26 protein-coding genes are annotated in these 25,386 nt (G+C 69.6%); 17 read left to right on the plus strand and 9 right to left on the minus strand.

Annotated elements, in window-relative coordinates:
* Positions 1-93: 93 nt before the first annotated feature.
* Together AAHG09_RS12760 and AAHG09_RS12765 are read right to left on the minus strand one after the other, a co-directional pair.
* Complete coding sequence (locus AAHG09_RS12760) at positions 94-1,785, minus strand: methyl-accepting chemotaxis protein (protein WP_342107631.1); 1,692 nt, start codon at positions 1,783-1,785, stop codon at positions 94-96.
* Positions 1,786-2,015: 230 nt separating this feature from the next.
* Positions 2,016-3,143 carry a patatin-like phospholipase family protein gene (locus tag AAHG09_RS12765; RefSeq protein ID WP_342107632.1) on the minus strand — a complete coding sequence of 376 codons (1,128 nt, stop codon included), beginning with the start codon at positions 3,141-3,143 and terminating at the stop codon, positions 2,016-2,018.
* 355 nt (positions 3,144-3,498) lie between these two features.
* Between AAHG09_RS12765 and ispG the strand changes: the two genes are divergently transcribed.
* From ispG to AAHG09_RS12780, 3 genes are all read left to right on the plus strand, one after another.
* Positions 3,499-4,827: a flavodoxin-dependent (E)-4-hydroxy-3-methylbut-2-enyl-diphosphate synthase gene (gene ispG, locus AAHG09_RS12770; protein WP_342107634.1), complete on the plus strand. Its 1,329-nt coding sequence runs from the start codon at positions 3,499-3,501 to the stop codon at positions 4,825-4,827.
* 295 nt (positions 4,828-5,122) lie between these two features.
* On the plus strand, positions 5,123-7,132 hold the full coding sequence (locus tag AAHG09_RS12775; protein WP_342107636.1) for a potassium transporter Kup: 2,010 nt from the start codon (positions 5,123-5,125) through the stop codon (positions 7,130-7,132).
* A 13-nt stretch (positions 7,133-7,145) separates the two neighbouring features.
* Complete coding sequence (locus AAHG09_RS12780) at positions 7,146-7,481, plus strand: DUF6968 family protein (RefSeq protein ID WP_342107639.1); 336 nt, start codon at positions 7,146-7,148, stop codon at positions 7,479-7,481.
* Positions 7,482-7,698: 217 nt separating this feature from the next.
* On the opposite strand, the gene AAHG09_RS12785 is transcribed toward AAHG09_RS12780, so the two are convergent.
* Positions 7,699-7,932, minus strand: coding sequence for a type II toxin-antitoxin system Phd/YefM family antitoxin (locus AAHG09_RS12785; RefSeq protein ID WP_342107798.1), 234 nt, complete (start codon positions 7,930-7,932; stop codon positions 7,699-7,701).
* Positions 7,933-8,296: 364 nt separating this feature from the next.
* On the opposite strand from AAHG09_RS12785, the gene AAHG09_RS12790 reads away from it, so the two are divergent.
* From AAHG09_RS12790 to AAHG09_RS12800, 3 genes are all read left to right on the plus strand, one after another.
* The gene (locus AAHG09_RS12790) at positions 8,297-8,776 is read left to right on the plus strand and encodes a (2Fe-2S)-binding protein (protein ID WP_342107641.1); all 480 of its coding nucleotides are present in this window, start codon (positions 8,297-8,299) and stop codon (positions 8,774-8,776) included.
* Positions 8,773-11,103: a xanthine dehydrogenase family protein molybdopterin-binding subunit gene (locus tag AAHG09_RS12795; protein ID WP_342107642.1), complete on the plus strand. Its 2,331-nt coding sequence runs from the start codon at positions 8,773-8,775 to the stop codon at positions 11,101-11,103. Before AAHG09_RS12790 ends, AAHG09_RS12795 begins: the two co-directional genes overlap by 4 nt.
* Positions 11,104-11,178: 75 nt before the next feature.
* Positions 11,179-11,556: a hypothetical protein gene (locus AAHG09_RS12800; RefSeq protein ID WP_342107644.1), complete on the plus strand. Its 378-nt coding sequence runs from the start codon at positions 11,179-11,181 to the stop codon at positions 11,554-11,556.
* Between the two features lie 131 nt (positions 11,557-11,687).
* Here the strand turns inward: AAHG09_RS12800 and AAHG09_RS12805 are convergent, their stop codons facing one another.
* The 3 genes from AAHG09_RS12805 to AAHG09_RS12815 all read right to left on the minus strand — a co-directional run bounded on the left by AAHG09_RS12805 (position 11,688) and on the right by AAHG09_RS12815 (position 13,852).
* Positions 11,688-12,461, minus strand: coding sequence for a DUF1194 domain-containing protein (locus tag AAHG09_RS12805; RefSeq protein ID WP_342107799.1), 774 nt, complete (start codon positions 12,459-12,461; stop codon positions 11,688-11,690).
* Between the two features lie 235 nt (positions 12,462-12,696).
* The gene (locus AAHG09_RS12810; RefSeq protein WP_091720005.1) at positions 12,697-12,921 is read right to left on the minus strand and encodes a hypothetical protein; all 225 of its coding nucleotides are present in this window, start codon (positions 12,919-12,921) and stop codon (positions 12,697-12,699) included.
* 217 nt (positions 12,922-13,138) lie between these two features.
* Positions 13,139-13,852: an SIR2 family NAD-dependent protein deacylase gene (locus tag AAHG09_RS12815; RefSeq protein ID WP_342107646.1), complete on the minus strand. Its 714-nt coding sequence runs from the start codon at positions 13,850-13,852 to the stop codon at positions 13,139-13,141.
* Positions 13,853-13,975: 123 nt separating this feature from the next.
* On the opposite strand from AAHG09_RS12815, the gene AAHG09_RS12820 reads away from it, so the two are divergent.
* From AAHG09_RS12820 to AAHG09_RS12850, 7 genes are all read left to right on the plus strand, one after another.
* Complete coding sequence (locus tag AAHG09_RS12820) at positions 13,976-14,536, plus strand: isochorismatase family protein (RefSeq protein WP_342107649.1); 561 nt, start codon at positions 13,976-13,978, stop codon at positions 14,534-14,536.
* Positions 14,533-15,591 carry a GlxA family transcriptional regulator gene (locus AAHG09_RS12825; RefSeq protein ID WP_342107651.1) on the plus strand — a complete coding sequence of 353 codons (1,059 nt, stop codon included), beginning with the start codon at positions 14,533-14,535 and terminating at the stop codon, positions 15,589-15,591. The genes AAHG09_RS12820 and AAHG09_RS12825 overlap by 4 nt, the downstream gene beginning before the upstream one ends.
* A 168-nt stretch (positions 15,592-15,759) precedes the next feature.
* Complete coding sequence (gene hydA / locus AAHG09_RS12830; RefSeq protein WP_342107653.1) at positions 15,760-17,187, plus strand: dihydropyrimidinase; 1,428 nt, start codon at positions 15,760-15,762, stop codon at positions 17,185-17,187.
* Between the two features lie 310 nt (positions 17,188-17,497).
* Positions 17,498-18,493, plus strand: a complete 996-nt coding sequence (locus tag AAHG09_RS12835; protein WP_342107654.1) for an ABC transporter ATP-binding protein — start codon at positions 17,498-17,500, stop codon at positions 18,491-18,493.
* Positions 18,494-18,509: 16 nt separating this feature from the next.
* The gene (locus tag AAHG09_RS12840) at positions 18,510-19,766 is read left to right on the plus strand and encodes an ABC transporter substrate-binding protein (RefSeq protein ID WP_342107656.1); all 1,257 of its coding nucleotides are present in this window, start codon (positions 18,510-18,512) and stop codon (positions 19,764-19,766) included.
* Between the two features lie 274 nt (positions 19,767-20,040).
* Positions 20,041-20,976, plus strand: coding sequence for an ABC transporter permease (locus tag AAHG09_RS12845; RefSeq protein ID WP_342107658.1), 936 nt, complete (start codon positions 20,041-20,043; stop codon positions 20,974-20,976).
* Between the two features lie 2 nt (positions 20,977-20,978).
* Positions 20,979-21,866 carry an ABC transporter permease gene (locus AAHG09_RS12850; protein ID WP_342107659.1) on the plus strand — a complete coding sequence of 296 codons (888 nt, stop codon included), beginning with the start codon at positions 20,979-20,981 and terminating at the stop codon, positions 21,864-21,866.
* 26 nt (positions 21,867-21,892) lie between these two features.
* Here AAHG09_RS12850 and AAHG09_RS12855 read toward each other — a convergent pair whose 3' ends face one another.
* Positions 21,893-22,096: an antitoxin PaaA2 family protein gene (locus AAHG09_RS12855; protein ID WP_342107660.1), complete on the minus strand. Its 204-nt coding sequence runs from the start codon at positions 22,094-22,096 to the stop codon at positions 21,893-21,895.
* 103 nt (positions 22,097-22,199) lie between these two features.
* Between AAHG09_RS12855 and AAHG09_RS12860 the strand changes: the two genes are divergently transcribed.
* From AAHG09_RS12860 to AAHG09_RS12870, 3 genes are all read left to right on the plus strand, one after another.
* Entirely contained in the window at positions 22,200-22,520 is a 321-nt protein-coding gene (locus AAHG09_RS12860; protein WP_342107662.1) for a hypothetical protein, read from the plus strand.
* A gap of 58 nt (positions 22,521-22,578) precedes the next feature.
* On the plus strand, positions 22,579-22,860 hold the full coding sequence (locus AAHG09_RS12865; protein ID WP_342107663.1) for a hypothetical protein: 282 nt from the start codon (positions 22,579-22,581) through the stop codon (positions 22,858-22,860).
* Positions 22,861-23,019: 159 nt separating this feature from the next.
* Positions 23,020-23,712, plus strand: coding sequence for a 50S ribosomal protein L25/general stress protein Ctc (locus AAHG09_RS12870; protein ID WP_342107664.1), 693 nt, complete (start codon positions 23,020-23,022; stop codon positions 23,710-23,712).
* 73 nt (positions 23,713-23,785) lie between these two features.
* Here AAHG09_RS12870 and pdxH read toward each other — a convergent pair whose 3' ends face one another.
* Complete coding sequence (pdxH, locus tag AAHG09_RS12875) at positions 23,786-24,409, minus strand: pyridoxamine 5'-phosphate oxidase (protein WP_342107665.1); 624 nt, start codon at positions 24,407-24,409, stop codon at positions 23,786-23,788.
* 93 nt (positions 24,410-24,502) lie between these two features.
* Between pdxH and AAHG09_RS12880 the strand changes: the two genes are divergently transcribed.
* Entirely contained in the window at positions 24,503-25,039 is a 537-nt protein-coding gene (locus tag AAHG09_RS12880) for an RT0821/Lpp0805 family surface protein (RefSeq protein ID WP_342107666.1), read from the plus strand.
* Here the strand turns inward: AAHG09_RS12880 and AAHG09_RS12885 are convergent.
* A complete protein-coding gene (locus AAHG09_RS12885; RefSeq protein WP_342107667.1) occupies positions 25,033-25,329 on the minus strand; it encodes a hypothetical protein in 297 nt (98 codons plus the stop codon). The genes AAHG09_RS12880 and AAHG09_RS12885 overlap by 7 nt on opposite strands.
* Between the last annotated feature and the right edge of the window lie 57 nt (positions 25,330-25,386).

Genomic DNA, 25,386 nt, shown 5'->3' on the forward strand with positions numbered 1-25,386 from the left:
CGGCCGGACGTTTCGCCCACCGGGTCGGTCGATTCGCCGCAGGGCCGTGCGGCACCTCGGTTCCGACCCGAAGCCGCGTCCCGCAGGGCTTCCCTAGGCCGCGCGGACCGACGTGAGGAAGCGACGGACCTCCGCGTCGAGCCGCTGAGCTTGGCTCGACAGGTCGGCGGCCGAACCCAGGACCTGCTCGGCGGCGGCGCCGGCTTCCTCAGCCGCCTGCGCGACGCCCACGATGTTGTTCGTGACCGCGCCCGTGCCTTGCGCCGCCTGCCCGACGTTGCGCACGATTTCCTGGGTGGCCGCGCCCTGCTCCTCGACCGCCGCCGCGATCCCGCCGGCCAGAACGCTGATCTCGCCGATGCGGCTGACGACCACGGTGATCGCATCCGACGCATCCCCGGTCCAGGATCGGATCTCCCCGATCTGCCGCGCGACCTCCTCGGTGGCTTTGGCGGTCTGGCTGGCCAGATCCTTGACCTCGGTCGCCACCACCGCGAAGCTGCGGCCCGCCTCGCCGGCGCGCGCCGCCTCGATCGTGGCGTTGAGCGCCAGCAGATTGGTCTGCGCCGCGATGCCCGCGATGAGGCTGACCACGTCGCCGATCCGGGCCGCGCCCGCGCGCAGGGTCTGCATCAGGGTGGCGGACTTTTCGGCGTCCGCGACGGCCGCGGTGGCGAAGCCCGCCGAGCCCTGCACCTGCCGGCCGATCTCCGAGACGGAGGTGCCGAGCTGCTCGGCCGCCGCCGCCACCGTGCCGACGTTCGCGGCCGCCTGCTCGGCCGCCGAGGCCACGGTGACCGATTGCTGCGCGGTCTGCGTAGCGGCCGCGCTCATGCTCTCGGCGGCGGATTGCAGCTCCGCCGCCGCCGCCGCGACGGCGCGCACGACGCCGCCGACCGCCGCCTCGAAGCGATCGGCCAAGTCGTGCATGGCGGCCCTCCGCTGTGTCTCGACCGCCGCCCGGGCCTCCGCCGCCTCCGCTTCCAGCACTTGATTCCGCGCGAGCTTGTCCCGGAAGACCTGCACGGCGTCGGCCATGGCCCCGATCTCGTCGCGGCGCCCCACGCCCGGCACCGCGACCGACAGGTCGTCGGCGGCGAGCCGGGTCATCGTGCCCGTTATGGCGTGGATCGGCCGCGCGATGCCGATCTGGAGGAGGGCCAGCCCGCCTAGCGCCGCCAGCGCCACCGACCCAAGCCCGGCGTAGCTGGCCGAGCGCGACGACGCGACGGCCGCCGTGGACCGTGCCCCGCGGGTCTTCAGGAGATCCTGCTCCGTCTGCGTCAGCTCGGCCGCCTTGGCACGCAGGCCGTCCATCGCCGTCTTGCCGGCCACCGAACCGGCGAGGCGGCGCGCCTCATCCCGGGTCGCGGGGTCCTGCATCAGGGCGATCTCGCGATCCGCGATGGTCCGGCTCCAGTCCTCGGCCAAACCCTTCAGCGCCGTGAGCCGCGCCTGCTGGGTGGCGTTGGTGCGCGTCAGGCTTCGCGCGGCCTCCCAGGCTTGCGCGAAGGTCTTGCGGCCAATCTGCTCGGGTTCGAGGAAGGCGGGATCGGCAGAGATCAGGTAGCCGCGCAACCCCGTCTCCCGATCGATCATCGCGGCGATCATCCGGTCGATCTCGGACAGGACCTCGTGGGTGTGGACGGTCCAGGCCTCCGAATCCTCGATCACGCCAATATTCCGCAGCGAGATCGCCGAAACGCTGACCGTGATCGCCAGCATCACCGCCATGATCAGCGCGATCTTCGTGCTAATTCTCAGGTCGACCAACCGAATCGTCATGAACCGCCCCGCTCGCGAACGACGGCGCCCGCATGGGGCCCATGCCACCAGCGGCAAGCAGAAGAAAGCGATCGAGACGCGATTCAACGCAATAAAAAACTTACATCCCGGACATAACCCAACAACATTTTTCGATCTGTCGCCAATTCATGACCAGAGATGTGCGCCGACATTCTTTTTTATAAGCCGGCGACCATCATCAAACCGCGATGCAATCTTGGGATCAGGACCTATTGATACGCCTGCTGCAGATCGACCGTGCAATCCCGGCCGACGCGCTCGTAATTCTCCGCGAGCCAAGCCTGCGCAGCGGCGCGGCCCTTGTCGCGCAGGCGCTTGAACACGGTCCAGCGCGCGTCGAGCTTGGAGGCGGCGTTGTAATCCTCCAGGGCGTCGGTGCCGTCGATCCGGTGCACCAGCACCCGGCGGTACTGCCCCTGGCCCAGCGTCCCCTCCTCGATCAGCCCGTCCAGGAAGTCGATGGCGCGCAGTTCCCGCATCAGGTTGGCGTTGAAGGTGATCTCGTTGAGCCGGTCCCGGATCTCCGCCTCCGTGCGCGGGGTCTCGCGCCGCTCCACGGGGTTGATCTGCACCAGCAGGATGTCGCGCGTCTGGGCCCCCCGGTGCAGGGGGTAGAGGGGCGGGTTGCCGAGATAGCCGCCGTCCCAATAGGGCACGCCGTCGATCTCCACCGCCTGGAACACGGTGGGCAGGCAGGCCGAGGCCATCAGGTGGTCGACGGTCAGGCGCTCGCGCTCGAACACCGCGAGCTTGCCGGTCCAGACATTGGTGGCCGAGACGAACAGGCCCGCCGTGTCGGCCTCGCGCAGGCGCTCGAAATCGACCTGGTCGGCCAGCGCCCGGCGCAGCGGGTTGATGTTGAGCGGGTTCGACACGTAGGGGCTCGGCGACAGCATCTTGGCCCAGAACTCGGCCACCGGATTACCCTTCCACAGGCTGAACAGCCCGCTGACGACGTGGCGCTGGGTCGGGCCGAGGTCGCCGTCGAGGCTGACCTCCCGCCAGAACCGCTCGAGCCCTTCCCGGGCCCCGTCCGGGCCGCCCTTGAGCCAGCCATCCACCAGCACGACGGCGTTCATCGCCCCGGCACTCGCCCCGGTGACCGCCTCGAAGCCGAGCCGCCCGTCCTCGATCAGCGCGTCGAGCACGCCCCAGGTGAAGGCCCCGTGCGCGCCGCCGCCCTGGAGCGCGAGCGCCACCGGCTTCTCGGCCTGCGGGCCGGCCAGCATAGGGCCCGGCACCTGAGCGGGCTGCGGCTCGATCGCGTCGGAGACGGGGGTCTCCGGCACCGCGGTGACGGGATTGTGCGGCTCAGCGCCACCGAACTGCTCGCTCATCTCGGCCTCCTGTGTCGGGCCGACAAGATGGGCATGTTGCAACGCAACATCAACGGGACGGCGTCCCTGTGATCGCGCGCCGCATCGCCGATCGGCCGGGCGGATCGGCAACAGCCGCGGACGAAAACCCTGCTGGCCGCACGGCAAACTCGACATCTGCCCGCAGATACGACATGACAGCCGCGTATGCTGTCCAGCGCGATGCTGGCCCGCGTGGCGCCGGCTTGACGCCGCCCCGGGTCGTCCGCAACTCACCCGCGGCAGCCCCGAAGTTCCGGTGCGGCGTGTCCCCGGGACAGGCCGGACGGCCCTGACGGGCGCCGGCGCCTCGCGAGGCGCGCACCGAAGGTCCACGATGGAAGTCATGGAAGCCACCACCCGCTCCGACATCCCCGCCGAGAACCCGCTGGCCAGCGGCGGACCGGAGATCGCCGGCCCCGCCCCGCGCCACCGCACGGTCGGCGTCACGGTCGGCGAGGGTGCGGGCGCGGTCACGGTCGGCGGCGGCGCGCCGATCGTCGTGCAGTCGATGACCAACACCGACACCGCCGACATCGACGCCACGGTGGCGCAGGTCGCCCAGCTCGCCCGGGTCGGCTCGGAGCTGGTGCGCATCACGGTCGACCGCGACGAGGCGGCCGCCGCGGTGCCGAAGATCCGCGAGCGCCTCGATCGGATCGGCGTCAACGTCCCGCTGGTGGGCGACTTCCACTATATCGGCCACAAGCTGCTCGCCGACCATCCCGCCTGCGCCGAGGCGCTGGCCAAGTACCGGATCAACCCCGGCAACGTCGGCTTCAAGGACAAGAAGGACACGCAGTTCTCGGCGATCATCGAGCAGGCGATCAAGCACAACAAGACCGTGCGGATCGGTGCCAACTGGGGCTCCCTCGACGGCGAGCTGCTCACCCACCTGATGGACGAGAACGCCAAGGCGCCGCGGCCGATCGATGCCCGGGCGGTGATGCGCGAGGCGATGGTTCGCTCGGCGATCAGCTCGGCCGACCGCGCGGTCGAACTCGGCCTGCCGCAGAACAAGATCATCCTGTCGGCCAAGGTCTCGGCGGTGCAGGATCTGATCGCCGTCTACCGCGAGGTGGCGCGCCGCTCGGACTACGCGATCCATCTGGGCCTGACCGAGGCCGGCATGGGCTCGAAGGGCCTCGTCGCCGCCTCGGCCGCCATCGGCGTGCTGCTCCAGGAGGGCATCGGCGACACGATCCGCTACTCGTTGACGCCCGAGCCCGGCGGCGACCGGAGCGTCGAGGTGAAGGCGAGCCAGGAACTCCTGCAGACCATGGGGTTCCGCACCTTCGTGCCGATGGTGGCGGCCTGCCCGGGCTGCGGTCGCACGACCTCGACCACCTTCCAGGAACTCGCCCGCGACATCCAGAACTGGATCGTCACCTCCATGCCGGAGTGGAAGAAGACCTATCCGGGCGTCGAGGGGCTGAACGTCGCCGTGATGGGCTGCATCGTGAACGGCCCGGGCGAATCGAAGCACGCCGATATCGGCATCTCCCTGCCCGGCACCGGCGAGACCCCGACCGCGCCGGTCTTCATCGACGGCAAGAAGGCGATGACGCTGCGCGGCCCGACCCTCGCGAAGGATTTCGAGGGCATCGTGATCGACTACATCCAGCGCCGATTCGGCCAGGGCGGGACGCGCACCGCCGCGGAGTAGGGCACGGTCGGGACCGCTTCGCCCCCTCCCCCTTTGCGGGGGCGGGAGACCGCGCGTCTCACCCACCCGCGTCGATCGACCTCCCCGCGCCGAGACCCAGCTCCGCGCTCTTCGCATCTGCACGCGGTTTCCGCCTGCCCGCGGCCGTGGTAGCAACGCGGCACGATCCCGTGAGCGGTCGGCCCGGTGGCCGGCCCGCGCGGTTCGGCGGAGTCTTCGCGTTTTCTGCCCGGCCCCGACTGGCCCCTGAGCCGAACCGCGAAGCGCCGGCCACGCCTGAGCTTCCGACAATCGCATGAGCCACACCTTCGCACCCGGCGTAGCAGCCCAGCCCACGCCCGCGGCGTCCGACACCGCGCGCGAGACCGCCCCGGCGGCCGAGGGCGAGAGCCCTCTTCAGGGGCCCGCGACCTCCGGCACCCTCGACGCCCCCGAGAAGGCCGAGACCCGTCATGGGCATGCGGGCTTCTGGACGCTGCTCGTCGGCTCCGTCGGCGTGGTCTACGGCGACATCGGCACCAGCCCGCTCTACGCGTTCCGTGAGGCGCTGGTCCCAGCCCGGACCGACGGCATCCTGCTGCCCGAGGAGGTGATCGGCACCGTCTCGCTGATCCTCTGGGCGCTGTTCATGATCGTGACGGTGAAGTACGTCGCGATCCTGCTGCGCATGGACAACAACGGCGAGGGCGGCATCCTCTCGCTGATGGCGCTGGCCCGGAAGGCGCTCGGCGGCTCGCGCATCGTGTTCATGCTGGGGCTGCTCGGCGCCTCCCTGTTCTACGGCGACGCCGTGATCACACCGGCGATCTCGGTGCTCTCGGCGGTGGAGGGCCTGAAGCTCGTCACCCCCGCCCTCGACGATTACGTCCTGCCGATCACCGTGGTGATCATCGTCGCCCTGTTCCTCGTGCAGAACCGCGGCACCGCCAAGGTCGCGGCCTTCTTCGGGCCGATGACGATCGTGTGGTTCCTCGCCATGGCGCTCGCCGCGCTGCCGCATATCGCCCTCCATCCGGAGGTCTTTCGCGCGGTCAACCCGGCGCACGCCGTGATGTACCTGCTGGGTCACGGCACCGGCGCGCTGGTGGCGCTGGGTGCGGTGTTCCTGGCGGTGACCGGCGCCGAGGCGCTGTTCGCCGATCTCGGGCATTTCGGCCGCAAGCCGATCCAGGTGGCGTGGGTCTGCCTCGTCTTCCCGGCGCTCGCCCTCAACTATCTCGGACAGGCGGCTCTGGTGCTGGAGAAGCCCGACACGGCCGATCCGTTCTTCCAGCTCGTCCCGGCCTGGGGCCTGCTGCCGATGGTGGTGCTGGCGACGCTCGCCACCGTTGTGGCGAGCCAAGCGGTGATCACCGGCGCCTTCTCCCTGTCCCGGCAGGCGATCCAGCTCGGCCTGCTGCCGCGGCTTGAGATCCGCCACACCTCCGAATCGCATGCCGGCCAGATCTACCTGCCGCAGATCAACGGGCTCCTGATGGTCGGCGTCGTGTTGCTGGCGGTGCTGTTCAAGAGCTCCTCGTCGCTCGCCTCGGCCTACGGCATCGCGGTGACCGGTACGATGCTGCTCACCGCCTCCATGACGTTCCTGGTGATCTGGCGGATGTGGGGTTGGTCGCCGGTGGCGGCCGCCGCCGTGATGCTGCCCTTCATCATTCTCGAATTCCTGTTCCTGCTCTCCAACCTGATCAAGGTGGTGGAGGGGGGCTACGTGCCGCTGCTGCTGGCCGGTGCCCTAATCATCGTGATGTGGACCTGGGTGCGCGGGGTCACGATCCTGTTCAACAAGACCCGCAAGACCGACGTGCCCCTCGTGGAACTGGTCGGCATGCTGGAGAAGAGCCCGCCCCACCACGTGCGCGGCACGGCGGTGTTCCTGACGAGCGATCCCGAGATCGCCCCGGCCGCGCTGCTGCACAACCTCAAGCACAACAAGGTGCTGCACGAGAAGAACGTGATCCTCACCGTCGAGACGGTGGACACGCCCCGCTCGAACGAGGCCGACAAGGTGCGGATCGAGCCGGTGGGCCCGCATTTCTACAAGGTCGTGATGAAGTTCGGCTACATGGAGACGCCGAACATCCCGAAGACGCTAGTCCTGTTGCGCCGCCAGGGCTTCAAGTTCGACATCATGGCGACGTCGTTCTTCCTGTCCCGCCGCTCGATCCGGCCGGCGGCGCATTCGGGCATGCCGCTCTGGCAGGACCGGATCTTCATCACGCTCGCCAAGAACGCCAACGATGCGACGGACTTCTTCCAGATCCCCACGGGGCGGGTGGTGGAGGTTGGGACGCAGGTGACGGTGTGAGGATCACGCCGCCTTGGTCATCGGCACGCGCGTCCTGACGATCCGGAGCCCGGACGCGGATATTTCCGTCCCGGTCCGGCTCTGCGCGCCGGAATACGCGGATGGGCACTGGATCTGCCGCTACACGATCGATTGGCCCGGAGAGCCGCGGGACAGCTTCGGAGCCGGCGTCGACGCGCTGCAGGCGCTTCATCTGACGATGCAGAAGATCGGCATCGACCTCTACGTCAGCGAAGCCCACAAGGCCGGCACTCTGATGTGGGACAAGCCCGGCGATGGATACGGCTTCCCCATCCCGAAGAACGGCCGTGATCTGCTGATCGGCATGGACAAGGTTTTCGAGGGGTAAGCCGAGAGCGGTCTCGAGATTCACCTGCCGCACGTTCGGACCGGGTACGATCCGCCCTGAGCGACATGCGCAGGGTCACAGGAGTTCGGTGGACACACCCAGAGTACTACCGGCCTCGGCGAGCTTGCGATCGAGGGTCGCGATACTCAATCCGGCCTCGAACGCGATGGCAAGGTGGTCAGCGCCGAGACCAAGACCGAGGTGTCGACATAGGATCTCAATAGCGGTCTTCATCCCGCATTGTGCGGATGAAGGACCCAGCGCTCTCACCCTGCTCCGGCATGGCGGCAGTCACCGCGCGAAGGACGTCGAGACTGATGGGCTGCAGCGGGCTGTCGGTGCGGGTCAGAAGCGCAACCGGACGACCGTCACGGGTGATCGCGACCGAATCGCCGATCGCGACGCGCTCGATCAGAGCGCCGAGCTGTGTCTCCGCATCCGCGAGGCTGATCGTGTCCCTCCGTCGAGATCCGCGGTTATACCCACGGGGCTCGTTTTATACCGCGTCGCGGCGCGGTGGGCCAGCGGGCGCCGTCAGCCAGAGCACGATTACCGAGCGTCGCTTACCTGCTCGATTCATGTGCGCCACCGCACGCGGCATGTCCGGAACGCAACCACGCCGGGATGACCCGCCCCATCCCTGCGTTGCACCTGGCCCGAGGCCTGACTTAGAATACTTATTATTCTGAGCTTGAGCGTTCGCCCGCCGGCATACCCGCATCGGCGAACCTGAGCCGGCACAGCCGGCCTCGGCCCCAAGGCCCGGCTCGGACCCGACTGAACGCCGCTCCGGCGCCGCCAGACAGGACGCAACGATGATCAAACTCACCGTGAACGGAGCTGCGCGCAGCTTCGACGGCGACCCCGACATGCCGCTGCTGTGGTACCTGCGGGACGAACTCGGGCTCACCGGCACCAAGTTCGGCTGCGGCGTCTCGCTCTGCGGGGCCTGCACCATCCATCTCGGCGGCGCGGCGACCCGCGCCTGCATCACCCCGGTCTCGGCGGCGGCCGGCCAGGAGGTCGTCACCATCGAGGGGCTGTCGCCGGACGGCAACCACCCCGTGCAGGTCGCGTGGCGCGACCAGAACGTCGCCCAGTGCGGGTTCTGCCAGTGCGGCCAGATCATGCAGGCCGCCGCCCTCCTGAAGGACACGCCGAAGCCGACCGACGAGGACATCGACACCACGATGAGCGGCAACATCTGCCGCTGCGGCACCTACCCGCGCATCCGCACCGCGATCCACCAGGCCGCCGGCCAGACGGCGCCCGCCACCAAGGGAGAGCGCCTGTGATCCACGACGCCAAGCTGAGCGCTGAGCTCGCCGCCGGCACCAAGCCGGCCCTCGACAATGTCAGCCGCCGCGGCATCCTCGGCGGCGCCGGCGCCCTGGTGCTGGCCCTCTCGGTGCGCCCCGCCCGTGCGGACGAGACCCAGACCAAGGAGCAGAAGGAGCAGAAGTTCGGCGCCGACGGCATGCCGCACGGCTGGCGCGATGACCCGAAGGTCTTCGTCGCGATCGCGCCGGACGGCACCGTCACGGTGACCAACCACCGCTCCGACATGGGCCAGGGCATCCGCACCTCGGTGGCCTTCACGGTCGCCGACGAGCTGGAGGCCGATTGGTCGAAGGTGAAGGTGGTCCAGGCCTGGGGCGACGAGACCCGCTTCGGCAACCAGGACACCGACGGCTCGCGCTCGACCCGCCACTTCTTCCAGCATTTCCGCCACGCCGGCGCCGCCGCCCGGCTGATGCTGATCCAGGCCGCCGCCAAGCAGTGGGGCGTGCCGGTGGCCGAGGTGACGGCCGTCAACCACACGCTGACCCACGCCAAGTCGGGCCGCACCCTCGGCTACGGCGCGGTCGCGCAGGCGGCGGCCGAATTGCCGGTGCCCACGGACGTCAAGCTGAAGGATCCCAAGGACTTCCGCTACATCGGCACCGGCAAGATCGGGCTGATCGACAACTTCGACATCACCACCGGCAAGGCGATCTACGGCCTCGACACCAAGCTCGACGGGATGCTGTACGCGGTCGTCGCGCGGCCGGCCGTCTATGGCGGCACGGTGAAGTCCTTCGACGACAGCGAGGCCAAGAAGGTCCCGGGCGTCGTGAAGATCTTCAAGATCGACGCTACCCCGATCCCCACGGAGTTCATGCCGCTCGGCGGCGTGGCGGTGGTCGCCAAGAACACCTGGGCGGCCCTGAAGGCGCGGGACGCCCTCAAGATCACCTGGGATGACGGCCCGAACGCCGGCTACGACACGGACGCGTTCCGCAAGGAGCTGGAGGCCGCCGCGCGCAAGCCCGGCAAGGTCGTGCGCACCCAGGGCGACGTCGACGGCGCGCTCGCCAAGGCGAAGACCAAGATGCAGGCCGAGTACTTCGTGCCTCACCTCGCCCAGGCGCCGATGGAGCCCCCGGCGGCGGTGGCCCGGGTCAAGGACGGGTTCTGCGAGGCCTGGGCCTGCGTCCAGGGTCCGCAGGCGGCCAACGACCGCCTGATGAAGGCGCTCAAGCTGCCCGACGACAAGGTGAAGGTTAACGTCACGCTGCTAGGCGGCGGCTTCGGCCGCAAGTCCAAGCCCGACTACGTGGTCGAGGCGGCGCTCTGCTCGCAGGCCGTCGGCGGCGCGCCGGTGAAGCTCGCCTGGACCCGCGAGGACGACCTCCACCACGGCTTCTACCACACGATCTCGGTGGAGCATCTGGAGGCCGGCCTCGACGAGAAGGGCATGCCGGTGGCATGGCTGCACCGCTCGGTGGCGCCGACGATCGGATCGATCTTCGCGCCCGATCCGAAGCACGAGCTGCCGTTCGAGCTCGGGATGGGGCTGGTCAACACGCCGCTCAACATCCCGAACATGCGGCTGGAGAACCCCGAGGCCGCCGCCCATGTCCGGGTCGGCTGGTTCCGCTCGGTGTCGAACATCCCGCACGCCTTCGCGATCCAGTCCTTCGTGTCGGAGCTGGCGCACGCCGCCGGCCGCGAGCCGAAGGAGTACCTGCTCGACCTCATCGGCCCCGATCGCAAGATCAGCCCGACCGAGATCGGCGACGTCTGGAACTACGGCGAGGACCCGAAGCGCTACCCGATCGAGACCGGCCGCCTGCGCGGCGTGATCGAAGCGGCCGCCAAGGGCGCGGGCTGGGGCCGCGAGATGCCCAAGGGCAGCGGCCTCGGCGTCGCCGGCCACTACAGCTTCGTCACCTACACGGCGGTGGCGGCCGAGGTGGAGGTCGACGACAAGGGCCAGGTGAAGGTGAAGGCGATCGACATCGCGGTCGATTGCGGGCCGCAGGTGAACCCGGAGCGCATCCGCTCGCAGATGGAGGGCGCCGTGGTCATGGGGATGGGGCTCGCCCTGACCTCCGAGATCACCTTCAAGCAGGGCCGCGCGGTGCAGAACAACTTCGACGGCTACGAGGTCCTTCGGATCGACGCCGCCCCGAAGGTGGTTCGCGTGCACCTCGTGCCCAGCGGCAACTGGGACGGACCGCTCGGCGGCGTCGGCGAGCCCGGCGTGCCCCCGGTGGCGCCGGCCATCGCCAACGCGATCTTCGCGGCCACCGGCCGCCGGGTCCGGCAACTGCCGATCCGCGATCAGCTGAGCGCCTGAACCGTCTCCTGTCGCGAGACGTTGGGGCCGTGGGGGAACCCGCGGCCCCTTCTTTTTGGAAAGTGACCCGATCCGATGATGCGTTGTGCCCTGACCGCCTGCCTGATCCTGACGGCGGCCCCCGCCCTCGCCTCACCGTGCGGCGACCGGATCGACAGCCTCTCGAAGCGCGTCCAGTCCGAGGTCAGCCAGTCGATCTCGGCCAATACCAGCGGACAGGGCAATGCCGCCAAGCGCGCCGGCGAAGGCGTCACCGGCACGGAGGGCCAGCGGGCCAAGGAATCGCCGGAGGCCCCGCCGGAGAAGTCGGCCCAGGCCGGCCAGGGTGCGGACGCCGCCCAGCAGGCGAAGGTCGCCCTGGACGAGGCGCGCACGGCGGACTCGAAGGACGACGCCAAGGGCTGCGAGGCGGCGGTCTCGCGGGCCGAGCAGCAGCTCAAGAAGGCCCCCTGATTCGAAGTCAGGGTTTCAAAAGGGCGAGCCCTTTTGCGGGTGCAGGGCAGAGCCCTGCGGTAAACCTAGGGGCTCCGCCCCTGGACCCTGCCAAAGGGCAGGCCCTTCGGAAACCCGATCGGGCCAGCGGTTCATCGGTTCAGCGCGCTGATCTCGATCACGAATTTCCGCCGCAGGGCCCGCGAGAAGTCGCCGTAGCCGGCCGCCGCCAGCAGGAACGCGCCCGGGCCGCCGATGACGTGGGCGCGGTACCATTGCTCCAGGCTCGTGCGCTCCTGGGGCAACGGGGTCGCCCGCAACCCGTAGCCCGGGGCCCGGTAGGCGCCGGCCCCGACCACGTCGTTCTCGCCCGGAACCAGGATCGGCAGGCCGTTGACCGTCGCGCCGGTGTCGAGCAGCGCCTGGTGCGCGTCCGCGAGGCTGTCGGCGTCGGTGCAGTTGTCGATGCCGTCGCCCGAGACGTCGATCACCACCCGCTCGGCCGGCATCGGCAGCGCCGGCAGCACCCCCGCGGTGACCGTGCGGAACATCTGGCCGAGGCAGGTGAACTCGCCCGCCTGTCGAGGGGTCGCGCGGACCAAGGCTGCGGTGGCAGCGGCGTCGGCCCGGCTGGCGATCCGCCGCCAGCCGACCGCGAGGTTCGCCCGGTCCGCCCAGGTGACCATCGCGAACAGGATGCCGCCCGGGTTGCCGGTGATGGCGCCGACGACTGAGGGATCCTCCAGGGCTTCGGCGATGCCCTCCATCTGCAGCCGGAACCGGGTGTCGTCGACGGATTGCGAGACATCGACGGAGACCACCAGCGCGGTGGCGACGCCCTCGGCCGCGACGGCGGGGCTCAGACCGAGGATCAGGGCGGCCGCCCGCAGCGCGCCGCGGCACAGCCATCCCGAACCCGTCCGCATGCTCGGCATGGGTGTCCCCGGACCTCACGGAGCCGGAGGGCCCCGCGGGATCGTTAGGGCATGTTTCCCGGCCCGGTGAAACCGGCCTTTCGGGGGAGACGGGAGGCATCGGAAGCCTCCCGAACCGGGACGGATTCGCGTCCGGCGGCGCTTGCGCTCATCTCGGAGGGAATCGTCCAGCGCTTATCCCGCGCGCGGGATACCCGGGGCGGTTGAGCCGCCCCGCATTGCGGCCTCAGGCTGCGGCGGCAGCCAGGGCATGGCGGTGGCCGTTCAGGCCGGCGCAGAGATCGTCGATCTCCGTCAGGTTCAGGGCCTCGCCGGTCTGTCCGGCGATCGTGTCGATCAGGTGGTCCTGGCGCGGGTCGAAGGGATGTCCCTGCATCCGGTAGAATTGATAATAGCGCAGCGCCGCCAGGACGGTGTCACGCTCGCGGTCGGTTACGGTGAAGTGCTGCATGGGTCGTAGCTTCCCCTATGGCTTCAACGAACGCTCGGGAGGGCCGCGACGCCGAGCCCGAGCTTGGCCGTTGTAACCGGTCGGCAACTATCCGAACAGTTCTTGACAGCTCGCAACGAAGTGATTCGCGGAAATTAGGATCATGATCCTCGATAACCGCAATGCGTTTTATGCCGAAATACACAGTTATCTCAGTGTGTTGCCGGCTTAGGTACGGTCACAGACCCAGATCCGCGAGATAACGCGGCAGCGCCTCGCTGGCCGGTCCGTACCGCGCCGCGTCGAACGCGTCGGCATTGTCGGAGGGTTCGAGGTTGATCTCGCAGGTCGGAATTCCGAGCGCCCGGGCCTGCCGCACGTAGCCGGCCGCCGGGTAGACCGCCCCCGACGTGCCCACCGCCACGAACAGATCGGCCTCCGCCAGCGCCGCCTCGATCGCGTCGAGGTGCATCGGCATCTCGCCGAACCAGACCACGTCCGGCCGCATCCGGCCCTCGGCCCCGCAGGCCGGGCAGGCCTCCGCACGCGTCAGGTCGGCACGCCAGGGCGTGACCGTCCCGCAGGCGCAGCAGCGGGCCTTGAGCAGCTCGCCGTGCATGTGGGTGACCGCCCGGGAGCCCGCCCGCTCGTGCAGGTCGTCGACGTTCTGCGTGCACAGGAACAGCCGCCCGCCCCGCGCGGCGAGCCGCGCCTCGGCCTGCGCCAGGGCGCCATGCGCGGCGTTCGGCTCGGCCGCGATCACGCCCCGGCGGCGATGGTCGTAGAAGTCGAGCACCGTGTCGGGGTCGGCCGCGTAGGCCTCCGGGGTGGCGAGCTTCATCGGGTCGAACCGCGCCCAGATCCCGCCGCGGTCCCGGAACGTGCCGAGCCCGCTCTCGGCCGAGACGCCGGCGCCGGTCAGCATGAAGATCTTTTTGGGATATCCCGTCATGCGTGTACTCCGGGGGGCCGCGTGGGATGGCCGGAAATGTCCGCTCGTTGGCGGCAGCGTTGCTTTCGCACGGAGCCCGCGAGCGGGATGCTGGCCCTGCACCCACCCTTGCGGAGGCAGGAAATGTCCGATGTTGCGCTGCTGGTCATCGATGTCCAGGAATCCTTCCGGCACAGGCCGTTCTGGACCGAGGCCGATCTCCCGCGCTTCACGGAGCGTCAGCAGGCGCTCATCGACGGCGCCGTGGCGCGCGGCATCCCGGTGCTGCAGGTGTTCCACGTGACGGAGACCGGGCCGTTCTCCCCGGAATCGGGCCATGTCCGCACCCTCGCTCCCATCGTGATCGCGCCGACAGCCGTGTTCCACAAGCGCCGGCACAGCGCCCTGGTCGATAGCGGTCTCGCGGGCTGGCTGACGCAGCACGGCATCCGCCGCCTGATCGTGTCGGGGATCCGGACCGAGCAGTGCTGCGAGACCACCACGCGCCACGCCTCCGACAGCGGTTGGCAGGTGGATTTCGTCACCGAGGCGACCCTGACCTTCGCCATGACCCATCCGGATGGCCGCCGCTTCGAGGCCGACGCCATCAAGGCCCGGACCGAGCTGGTCCTGACCGAGCGCTTCGCCCGCATCGCCACGGTGGAGCAGGCCCTGGCCGGCCGGGCGCTGGCCGCCGCCGCATGACCGGGCCGGGGCGCCGCATCCCGATCCTCGTGGTGCTGCCGCCCCGGGCCCTGCTGCTCGATCTGGCCGGGCCGATGGAGGTGCTGCGGATCGCCGGGGCGGTGCAGGACCGGATCGCCTTCGACCTGCGCTACGCGGCACCGCAGGGATCGACCCGCAGCTCGATCGGGCTCGATCTCGGCGGGGCCGGCCCGCTGCCGCCGGAGATCGCGCCCGGGACGGTGGTGCTCCTGCCCGGCGCGACCGAGCACCCCCTCGGCCCCGACCGGGACCGGGCCGCCGAGGCCGCCGCGGAGGCGCAGATCGTGGCGTGGCTGCGCGCGGCGATCCGGCCGGGCCACACGGTCGTGACGGTCTGTGAGGGCGCGCTGCTGGCGGCGCGGGCCGGCCTGCTCGACGGCTACGCCTGCACCACCCATCACGGCAGCTGCGCCCGCCTCCGGGCGGCGGCGCCCCGGGCGAACGTGCTGGAGAACCGGCTGTTCGTGCAGGATCGCGACCGGTTCAGCAGCGCCGGCGTCACCGCCGGCATCGACCTGATGCTGCACCTCGTGGCCGAATGGGCCGGCCCGGCGACGGCCGTCGCGGTGGCCCGCACGCTGGTCGTCTACATGCGCCGCGGCCCGGACGACCCGCAGCTCTCCCCCTGGTTGGAGGGCCGCAGCCACCTGCATCCGGTGGTCCACCGGGCGCAGGACGCGATCGCGGCCGACCCGGTGCGGGACTGGTCGCCCGCCACGCTGGGCAAGCTGGCGGGGGCGAGCCCGCGCAACCTCGCGCGGCTGTTCCGGCTCCATGCCGGGATGACCGTGACGGAGGCGGTGAACCGCGCCCGGATCGCCCGCGCCCGGGATCTGATCGCGCAGACCGATCTCGGCCTCGAACAGGTCGCCGAACGGGCGGGCTTCGCCTCGGCCCGTCACATGCGGCGGGTCTGGGCCCAGTTCCACGCGACGGCGCCGTCGATGCTCCGCGCCAAGAACCCGGTTTCGAAAGGGCGTGCCCTTTCGCGGGTTCAGGGCATCGCCCTGATGGGTTCGGGCAAAGCCCGATAACGGGGCCAAAGTACTCGGGGCTCTGTCCCACTTCCCCGCCAAAGGGCTGAGCCCTTTGGAAACCCATGACGGGGAGACGCTGGACCCGGACGATCGGCTGTGACCTCCTGGCGGCACCCGAATCGGCGCGGACCATGCATCGCCCCGTGGCGTGGAGGAGCGACCGGCATGCCCGAATACGATCTGGCGATCCGCGGCGGCACCGTCGTCACGGCGAGCGATACGGTGCGGGCCGATATCGGCGTGCGCGGCGGCCGCATCGTCGCGGTGGCGGAGGGCATCGCGGATGCCGCCCGGGTGATCGACGCCTCCGGCCTGCTGGTCCTGCCCGGCGGCATCGACAGCCACGTCCACATCGCCCAGGATTCGGGCCCCGGCATCGTCATGGCGGACGATTTCGCCAGCGCCACCCGGGCGGCGGCGGCCGGTGGCAACACCTGCGTGATGCCCTTCGCGCTCCAGCCCCGGGGCGCCTCGCTGCGCGAGACGGTCGATGCCTACCGGGCCAAGGCCGAGGGCCAGTGCCACGTCGACGTGGCGATCCACATGATCATCTCGGACCCGACCGAGGCGGTGCTCGGCCAGGAGCTGCCGGCCTTGGTCGCCGACGGCTACACCTCGTTCAAGGTCTTCATGACCTACGACGACCTCGTCCTGAACGACCGCCAGCTGCTGGACGTGTTCCACGTGGCGCGGCAGCAGGGCGCCCGGGTGATGGTCCACGCCGAGGGCTACGACGCGATCCGCTACCTCAGCGAAAAGTTGGAGCGGGCGGGCGAGACCAGGCCCTACGGCCACGCCCTGTCGCGCCCCGAAGTGGTCGAGCGGGAGGCGGCCCACCGGGCGATCAGCCACGCCGAGCTGATCGACCTGCCGATCGTGATCGTCCACGTCTCGGGCCGCGAGGCCACCGAGCAGATCGCCTGGGCTCAGGGACGGGGCCTGAAGATCCGGGCCGAGACCTGCCCGCAATACCTGACCCTGACCGCCGAGGACATGAAGGGGCTCGGTCATGACGACCCCATGGCGGGCTCGAAATACGTCTGCTCGCCGCCGACGCGGGACGTCGCGAGCCAGGAGGCGGTGTGGTCGGGGATCCGACGCGGGATCTTCGACGTGGTCTCGTCCGACCATTGCCCGTTCCGCTACGACGACCCGCAGGGCAAGCTGAACCCGCGCGGCAAGACCTCCTTCCGCTGGATCCCGAACGGCATTCCCGGCATCGAGACGCGGCTGCCGGTGTTTTTTTCCGAAGGTGTCTCGAAGGGGCGGATCAGCCTCAACCAGTTCGCCGCGCTCACCGCCACGAACCACGCCAAGCTGTACGGGCTCTACCCGCGCAAAGGCTCGATCGCCCCGGGCTTCGACGCCGACCTGACCCTCTGGGACCCGAAGCGGCGCGAGACCATCCGCCAGGAGATCCTCCACCACGGCTCCGACTACACGCCGTGGGAAGGGTTTGAGGTCACCGGCTGGCCGGTGATGACCATCGCGGGCGGGCAGGTCATCGCCGAGGATGGCCGGGTCCTGTCCGAGCCGGGCCGCGGGCGGGTGCTCGACCGGGCGGTCGATCCGGCTGAGCGGCGGGAGGTGTAGCCTTGGCCCGCCGCTTGCTCCCCGGTGTCGGATGGCGGGCGACACAGGGAGCATCGATGACGCGGCCGTGGCGTCGACCGGATCGAGCGCGGGTCCCCTCTCCCGTGCGGGAGAGGGACAGGGAGAGGGACAGGGTGAGGGGCGTGCGGCTTCCGGATAGGGCGCGCACGGCAAGGGTGTGCCCCGTCCTGAACGTTCTCGTCCCTCACCCCTACCCTCTCCCGCACGGGAGAGGGGGCGTGTCGCGGCCTTCAAGAGTGATCGTGCCACTCTTGTATCTTGCACATCGCCGGAAGCAGGCGAGCCTCACATGAATGTCGAGCTGATCGGCCTGACCAAGCGCTACGGCGCGGCCATCGCGGTCGATGCCATCGACCTGAAGGTGCCGTCCGGGGCCTATTGCTGCCTGCTCGGCCCCTCCGGCTGCGGCAAGACCACGACGCTCCGGATGATCGGCGGCCACGAGCGTGCCAGCGCGGGCGACGTGGTGATCGGCCCGAAGGCCGTCGGCGATGCGCCCCCGGTGGAGCGCGGCACCGCCATGATGTTCCAGAGCTACGCGCTGTTTCCGCATCTGGACGCGCGCGACAACGTCGCCTTCAGCCTGAAGATGCGCGGCATCGGCAAGGCGGAGCGCCGCGCCAAGGCGATGGCGATGCTCGATCTCGTGCAGATGAGCCACCTCGCTGGGCGCCTGCCGGCCCAGCTCTCCGGGGGCCAGCAGCAGCGCGTGGCGCTGGCCCGCGCCCTCGTCACCGGCCCGAAGGTGCTGCTCCTCGACGAGCCGCTCTCGGCCCTCGACCCGTTCCTGCGGGTGCGGATGCGGGTGGAGCTGAAGCGGATCCAGACCGAACTCGGCCTCACCTTCATCCACGTCACCCACAGCCAGGAGGAGGCGATGGCGCTCTCCGACCTCGTGGTGGTGATGAATGCCGGCCGGATCGAGCAGGCCGCCGACCCGCGCACCGTGTTCGAGCGCCCGGCCACCGCCTTCGTGGCCCGGTTCATCGGCGGCCACAACGTGATCCGTCTACCCGAGGGCCTCGTCGCCGTGCGGGCCGACCGGATGCGGCTCGGCGCCGAGGCTGGCCCCGCCGCGCGGCCGGCCCGGGTGGTGGCGGTCGAGTATCAGGGCACCAGCGTCCATGTCGGCCTCGACGCCGAGGGGCTGGAGCGCGCGCCCGAGAGCCCCGCCGCCCTCACGGCGATCCTCAGCGACGCGGATTTCGCCGCCCGCCCGCTCTGCCTGGGCGACACGATCCCGGTCGGCTGGGACGCTGCCGCCGCCCACCGCCTCGACGCGTAACCGTATGGAGACGACGATGGACCTTTCCCCGAGCCGCCGCACGCTCCTGAAGGGCGCCGCCGCCTTGGCCGCCGCACCGGTGACCGGCTTCCCGGCGGTCCACGCCGCCGAGCCCGTGACGCTGCGCTACCTCGGCACCGCGGTGAACCAATCCGCCGACATCGCCAGGAAGGTGAAGGAGGATCTCGGTATCACCCTCGAATACATTCCGGTGGTGACCGACGAGGTGACCAAGCGCGCGGTCACCCAGCCGAACTCCTTCGACCTGATCGACACCGAGTATTTCAGCCTCAAGAAGATCCTGCCCTCGGGCAACCTGCAGGGCATGGACGCCAAGCGGATCAAGCTCGCCGACAAGATCTCTTCCGTTTTCACCAAGGGTGAGGTGGCGGGTAAGCGGATCGGCGACCAGGGCACGGCGCCCCGCAAGGTCTTCTATCTGGAAGGCATCGACTCCAAGAAATTTGCCGGCGAACAGACTGAGTGGATCTCCCTGATCCCGACCGTCTACAACGCCGACACGCTGGGCATCCGGCCCGACCTGATCAAAACGCCGGTGACGAGCTGGAAGGAACTCCTGAACCCCGCCTTCAAGGGCAAAGCCGCGATCCTCAACATCCCGTCGATCGGCATCATGGACGCCGCCATGGTGGTGGAGGCGACCGGCGACTACACCTATGGCGACAAGGGCAACATGACGAAGCCCGAGATCGACCGCACCATCAAGGTGCTGATCGAGGCCAAGCGCGCCGGCCAGTTCCGGGCCTTCTGGCAGGACTTCAACGAATCCGTGAACCTGATGGCCTCGGGCGAGACGGTGATCCAGTCGATGTGGTCGCCCGCCGTCACCAAGGTGCGGGCCCAGGGCGTGCCCTGCACCTACCAGCCGCTGAAGGAGGGCTACCGGGCCTGGGCCTCGGGCTTCGGCATCCCCAAGACCCTGAGCGGCAGGAAGCTCGACGCCGCCTACGACTTCATCAACTGGTTCCTGTCGGGCTGGGCCGGGGCCTACCTCAACCGGCAGGGCTACTATTCCGCGGTGCTGGAGACCGCCCAGGCGAACATGCAGCCCTACGAGTGGGCCTTCTGGATGGAGGGCAAGCCCGCCGAGAAGGACATTCTGGGCCCCGACGGCACGCTGATCGAGAAGGCCGGCGCCACCCGAGACGGCGGCTCCTTCGACGCCCGGATGGGCGCGGTCGCCTGCTGGAACGCCGTGATGGACGAGAACACCTACATGGTGCGCAAGTGGAACGAGTTCATCGCGGCGTGAGTGCGGTGGGCGCAGCCTCTCCCTCCCCCCTCTGCGGGCATCTAGAGACGCCGATCCTGCGCAGCGACGCGGCCGCCGGATGGAACGCGGGTCCCCTCTCCCATGCGGGAGAGGGACAGGGTGAGGGGCGTGCCCTGTCCGGAGAGGTCGCCTCCCTCACCCCAACCCTCTCCCGCACGGGAGAGGGGGCGCGTCGCGCCTCGCAGAGGCGGATGTGTCAGCATCGCGATCCGCGGAGGGGAACGGCCGCAGCGGCAAGCGTGGGGCGAACCCGATGACCGATCTCGCTCTGCCCACCGCCGCGACCGCCGAGCGGGCCGTCGCGCCCGCCGTCGCGCCCCGCCCGCGCCGCCGCACCCTCGCCTATCTCCAGGCCGCCCCGCTGGCCCTGGTCTTCCTGATCTTCCTCGTGATCCCGCTTGTGCTCACCGGGATCGTCTCGCTCTGGGAGTACAACGAGTACGAGATCATCCCGGCGCTCACCCTCCAGAACTACATCGACGTGTTCGACGGCTGCCTGTCGGCCGACCTCTGCACGACTTTGCGCACCTATCTCTCGACGGTGAAGTTCGTCGCCCTGACGCTGGCGATCACCCTGCCGCTGGGCTTTGCCATCGCGTACTTCCTGGCCTTCCACATCCGCTCCGGCACGGTGCGGATGGGGCTGTTCCTGCTCTGCACGATCCCGTTCTGGACCTCGAACGTGATCCGCATGATCTCGTGGATCCCGCTGCTCGGCCGCAACGGCCTGATCAACGACACGCTCCGCGCCCTCGGGCTGATCCGTCAGCCGATCGAGGGCCTGCTCTACTCCGACTTCGCGGTGGTGCTGGCCTTCGTGCACCTCGACACGGTGTTCATGATCGTGCCGATCTTCAACAGCCTCGCCCGGATCGACCGGCGGCTGATCGAGGCGGCGCGCGACGGTGGCGCGTCGGGCGCGCAGATCCTCTGGACCGTGATCCTGCCGCTCGCCAAGCCCGGCATCGCCATCGGCACCATCTTCGTGACCACCCTGGTGATGGGCGACTTCGTCACCGTGGGCGTGATGGGCGGCCAGCAGATCGCCAGCGTCGGCAAGGTGATCCAGGTGCAGATGGCCTACCTGCAATTTCCGGCCGCCGCCGCCAACGCCGTGGTGCTGCTGGCCGCCGTGCTGCTGATGATCCTGGGACTCACCCGGATGATCGATCTCCGGCGGGAGCTGTAGCGATGGACCAGCCCCGCGGCCGCGCCTTCTACCTGCTGGCGGCGGTCTTCGCCCTCTACGTCCTGTTCCTCTATGGGCCGACGCTGACCATCCTGGCGCTCAGCTTCCAGGGCCCGTCCGGCGGCCTGACCTTCCCGATGAACGGCGTCTCGACCCATTGGTTCGCCAAGCTGTGGGAGGGCGTCGGCGTGGTCGACATCTGGGCGGCGCTGCGGCGATCCCTGGCCCTCGGCCTCGTGGTGATGGCGCTCACCGTGGGACTCGCGTTCTACGCCGGCCTCGCCTTCCGGAAGGGGTTCCGGGGGGCGGGCCTCGTCTTCGCCCTGGCGGTGTCGAGCCTGATCGTGCCCTCGATCGTGGTCTCGCTGGGCATCGGCCTGGAATTCCGGCTCCTCGACGACGCCATCAAGGCGCTCGCCGCCGCCACCGGCTGGGGGGTCCTGCAGGATCACGGCACCCTGATGGGCCTCTACAGCTCGGCGCTGGGCGCGCACCTCACCTGGACGCTGCCCTTCGGCCTGCTGATCATGTTCGCGGTGTTCAACCGGTTCGACCCGGCCTACGAGGAGGCCGCCCGCGACCTCGGCGCCAGCGGGCCCCAGACGCTGCGGCACGTGGTGGTGCCGATCCTCGCGCCCGCCCTCGTCGGCGTCGCCCTGTTCGGCTTCACCCTGTCGTTCGACGAACTCGCCCGCACCAGCCAGGCGATCGGCGGCCGCAACACCCTGCCGCTGGAATTGCAGGGCCTGACCACCACGGTGACGACGCCGGAGATCTACGCGCTGGGTACGGTGACCACGGCGGTGTCGGCCCTGGTGATCGGGACCGCGCTCGGTTTGACCCTGTGGCTGCAGAAGCGCCGGGCGCGGCGGGCGCTGGCGGGGTTGTAGACGTAGGCGCGAAGAAAATCGTTACGCTATGCGCCACGCTTGGCCGCGCTCATGCGCTGAGCATGATGGGCATGCAGATCCGCGAAAACCTGATCTGCAGGTATCGTAGGGCGCGGATCGTCCAGCGCTTCCTGAACACGCTGCCGCAGAATGGCCTCCAGCGCAGCCTTCTCGCGGTTGAGGGCTCGCGGCTCGCCGAGGACGGCCGTGATGGGTTTGCTCGCGCGCATAGCCGGATGTCCGCGGTGGATGGGGTCCGCCGTTGCCCAACAGGGTTGCGGCGAGGCACCAATCTTCTCACCATGCCCGCATGCGAGTCGATGAGGTTCGCTTGTGTGGCTGGCCGATTCCGTTGCGATCACGATCCTCGATTACGGCCGGGGAAATACGGTCCTGATCGAGATCGAAACGCCGGTCGGGCGGCTGCAGGCAGTCGGCGAACTGGAGCAGATCGGCCAAACATTGTATTTTCGCCGCGCCCATATTCAGGGGCTGCACAGGGGTGCCCTCGGGCGAGTTGGTCTCAACGCGATCGGTGCGGCGATCTTGAGAGAGGCTGAAGTCGATGCGATCGTCATTGAAGGAGGCGCTCGAACGACGGGAGCGGGACCGAAGCGCGGGCGCCGACCACCGCCCTTCCGGTATCCCCGTTGAACTCGTGCTCCAGGCCTCGAGCCCGATCGAGCAACCCGTCAGCCTCGTGCGAGCCCTGATGGAGTTCGGTCTGGATTTGCGAGACGCGCACGACACCGTCGATCGCCTCGCGAGCGGCGAGCGAATCTCCGTGACCCTGCACCTGACGCCGAGTGGCAACTCGCCTTTTGCCCTGAGCCAGTTCGGTCTGGCTGTGTCCGCGCCCCAGCCGGTCGAGGCCTCGACAATCCCCGGCGATGTCCTGGGCGCGATCGATGCATGGCGCCTGTCGCGGCCGGAGCGGCCGAGCCGGGAGGAAGCCATCGGCATGATTATCCGGAGAGGGCTCGCAGCCGCGTAGCGGCGCCACCCGAACGTTGCCAATCCACCCCCATCCGTGTAAGCGCACCCCGCGCCCCCGAGACACCCTTGGAGGCAGGGGCGCGCCGGGAAGGTTATCAGCCGTCCGTAGCGGGCGGCTTTTTCGCGTTCCGGCTCCAGCCATCAGAAGGATCACGCCATGAGCGCTGTGAAGACGCTTGAGGCCGTGGCACGCGACCGGGTCGGCAAGGGGGCCGCCCGGGCCGTTCGTCGCCAGGGCCACGTTCCCGCCGTCATCTATGGGGGCGGCCAGCCGCCGCAATCCATCGCGGTCGACCTCATCCGCACCCGCACCCTGATCTACGCCGGCGGCTTCAAGACCACGCTGTTCGAGATCAACGCCGGCGGCAAGAAGGTCCGCGCGATCCCGCGCGACTTCCAGCTCGACCCGGTGACCGGCGTGCCGCTGCACGTCGACTTCCTGCGCGTCGTCTCGGGCCAGACCGTCACGGTCGAGGTGCCGGTGCACTTCATCAACGAGGACGAGGCCCCCGGCATCAAGAAGCTCGGCGGCACCCTCAACATCGTGGCCCACACCCTGAGCCTCGACGTCGCCCCCGACCAGATCCCCGACGCGATCGAGGTCGACCTGACCGGCCGCGCCATCGGCGACGTGATCCACGTCTCCGACATCAAGATCCCGGCTGGCACCTACACCGGCGAACAGACCGACCCGGTGGCCAACATCGTGCCGCCGACCGTGCTGGGCGCCGAGGTGGAGGCCGAGGAGGCCGCCATCGCCGAGGCGCAGTCGGCCGAGGCCGCCGAGGAGAAGGCGGAAGCCGAGGCCGAGGCCGCCGAGGACGAGAAGAAGGACGACGAGGAGGCCTGAGCCTCGTCGGACCGTTCCGCGCGATCGAGAGCCCCGGCCCCGCCGGGGCTCTCTTCGTTTCAGGGGCGGAAGCTCACGGATAAAGGCGCGCGCGGCTCCAGCCGTCATCCGCCCGGGTGAAGCGGACCCGGTCGTGCAGGCGGTAATCGCCGTTCTGCCAGAACTCGATGCTGGTCGGCGCGATGCGGAAGCCGGTCCAGTGCTCCGGCCGGGGAATCGGCCCGTCCCCGTAGCGCTCGGCGAGTTCCGCCACCGCACCCATTAGGGTGGCGCGGTCGGCAAGCGGGCGGGATTGCTGGCTGGCGATGGCGCCGAGGCGGCTTTCCGGGTGGCGGCTTGCGAAATAGGCATCCGCCTCCTCCGGGCTCACCTGGGAGACCTGGCCCCGGGCGCGCACCTGACGCCGCAGGCTCTTCCAGTGCAGCACGAGCGCCGCCTGTGGATTCTGGGCAAGCTCCTCGCCCTTGGCCGACTGGGCGTTGGTGTAAAAAACGAAGCCGCGCGCGTCAAAACCCTTCAGGAGCACCACGCGGACATCGGGCAGCCCGTCGGACCCGGCGGTGGCCAGCGCCATCGCGTTCGGGTCCTCGGGCTCGGCGGCCTCCGCCTCCTTCATCCAGGCGGCGAACAACGCGAAGGGGTCGTCGCTCCGGGTGAAGTCCGCAGCCTGCGGGTCATCGGTCCTTAACTGATCCACGCCAAGACTCCTGCCTGCCGCGTCCAGGGGCCTGAGGGGGCACCGACATCGGCATGTTCGGTCGAGCGGAAAGCCCGTCGTGAGTCAGGTGTAATGCGGCGATGCGCATGTAAAGGGTCACGGCGGCGGCCAAGCTTCGGTGCGTCCGTGCTGTCCCTGTCGATGATGCTGATTCTCGGCGGCTGCAGCCAGCCGCTGCTCGTGTTCCGAGGCGAATCGGAGGCACCGCCGATCGTCGCGGAGCCCACCGTTACGGGCAGCATCGAGAAGCGGCCGTTGAGCTTCGGGAACGACCTTGCCGAGGAGGATTGGCGGCGGGCCCGGGCGGCCCTGACGGTCGCGCTGGATCCGCAGGGCAACGGACGTCCGGTGAAGTGGGACAATCCCGATACGGGCCTGCACGGCGCGATCAACCCCACCGGCCTGCCTTACGTGGCCGACGACCAGATCTGCCGCAACTTCCTGGCCTCCGTGGTCGGACCGCAGCGGAGCCGCTTCGTGCGCGGCACCGGCTGCAAGCCCTCGGGCGGCGCCTGGACGCTCACGCGCGTCCGGACCGCGAAGGCTCCGGGCGCCTCTGACGATGGCCGGCCCCCTGCGGGAGCCGGCGCCGGCGGAACGGCTCAGTAGGGATGGCCGTAATAGGGCCGCATGCGCAGCCGCGGCTGGGCGGCCGGCGGAGCAACGTAGCGGGCCGCAGCCTCCGGATCGTAGGTCCGGATGTAGGGATCGAGCGCCGGGTCGCGGTAATTGCCGTTGTTCACGCCGGCTGAGCGGTCATTGCCGCTGAGTGCCGCGTAGGGCGAGAGTCCGCTCCCGCTGTCACCGCCACCACCACCGCCGCCCCAGGCGAAGGCCGCAGCCGGAGCCGCGACGACGAGCATCGCGGCCAGAGGTAGCGTCAGCGTCTTGCGCGTCATGTCCTGTCTCCAAAACCTCTGATTGCACGAACGGCTCAGCCGAACGGGGAGTTCCCG

Origin of the sequence: Methylobacterium guangdongense, from assembly GCF_038442355.1 — a bacterium.
Classification (GTDB): Bacteria; Pseudomonadota; Alphaproteobacteria; order Rhizobiales; family Beijerinckiaceae; genus Methylobacterium; species Methylobacterium guangdongense.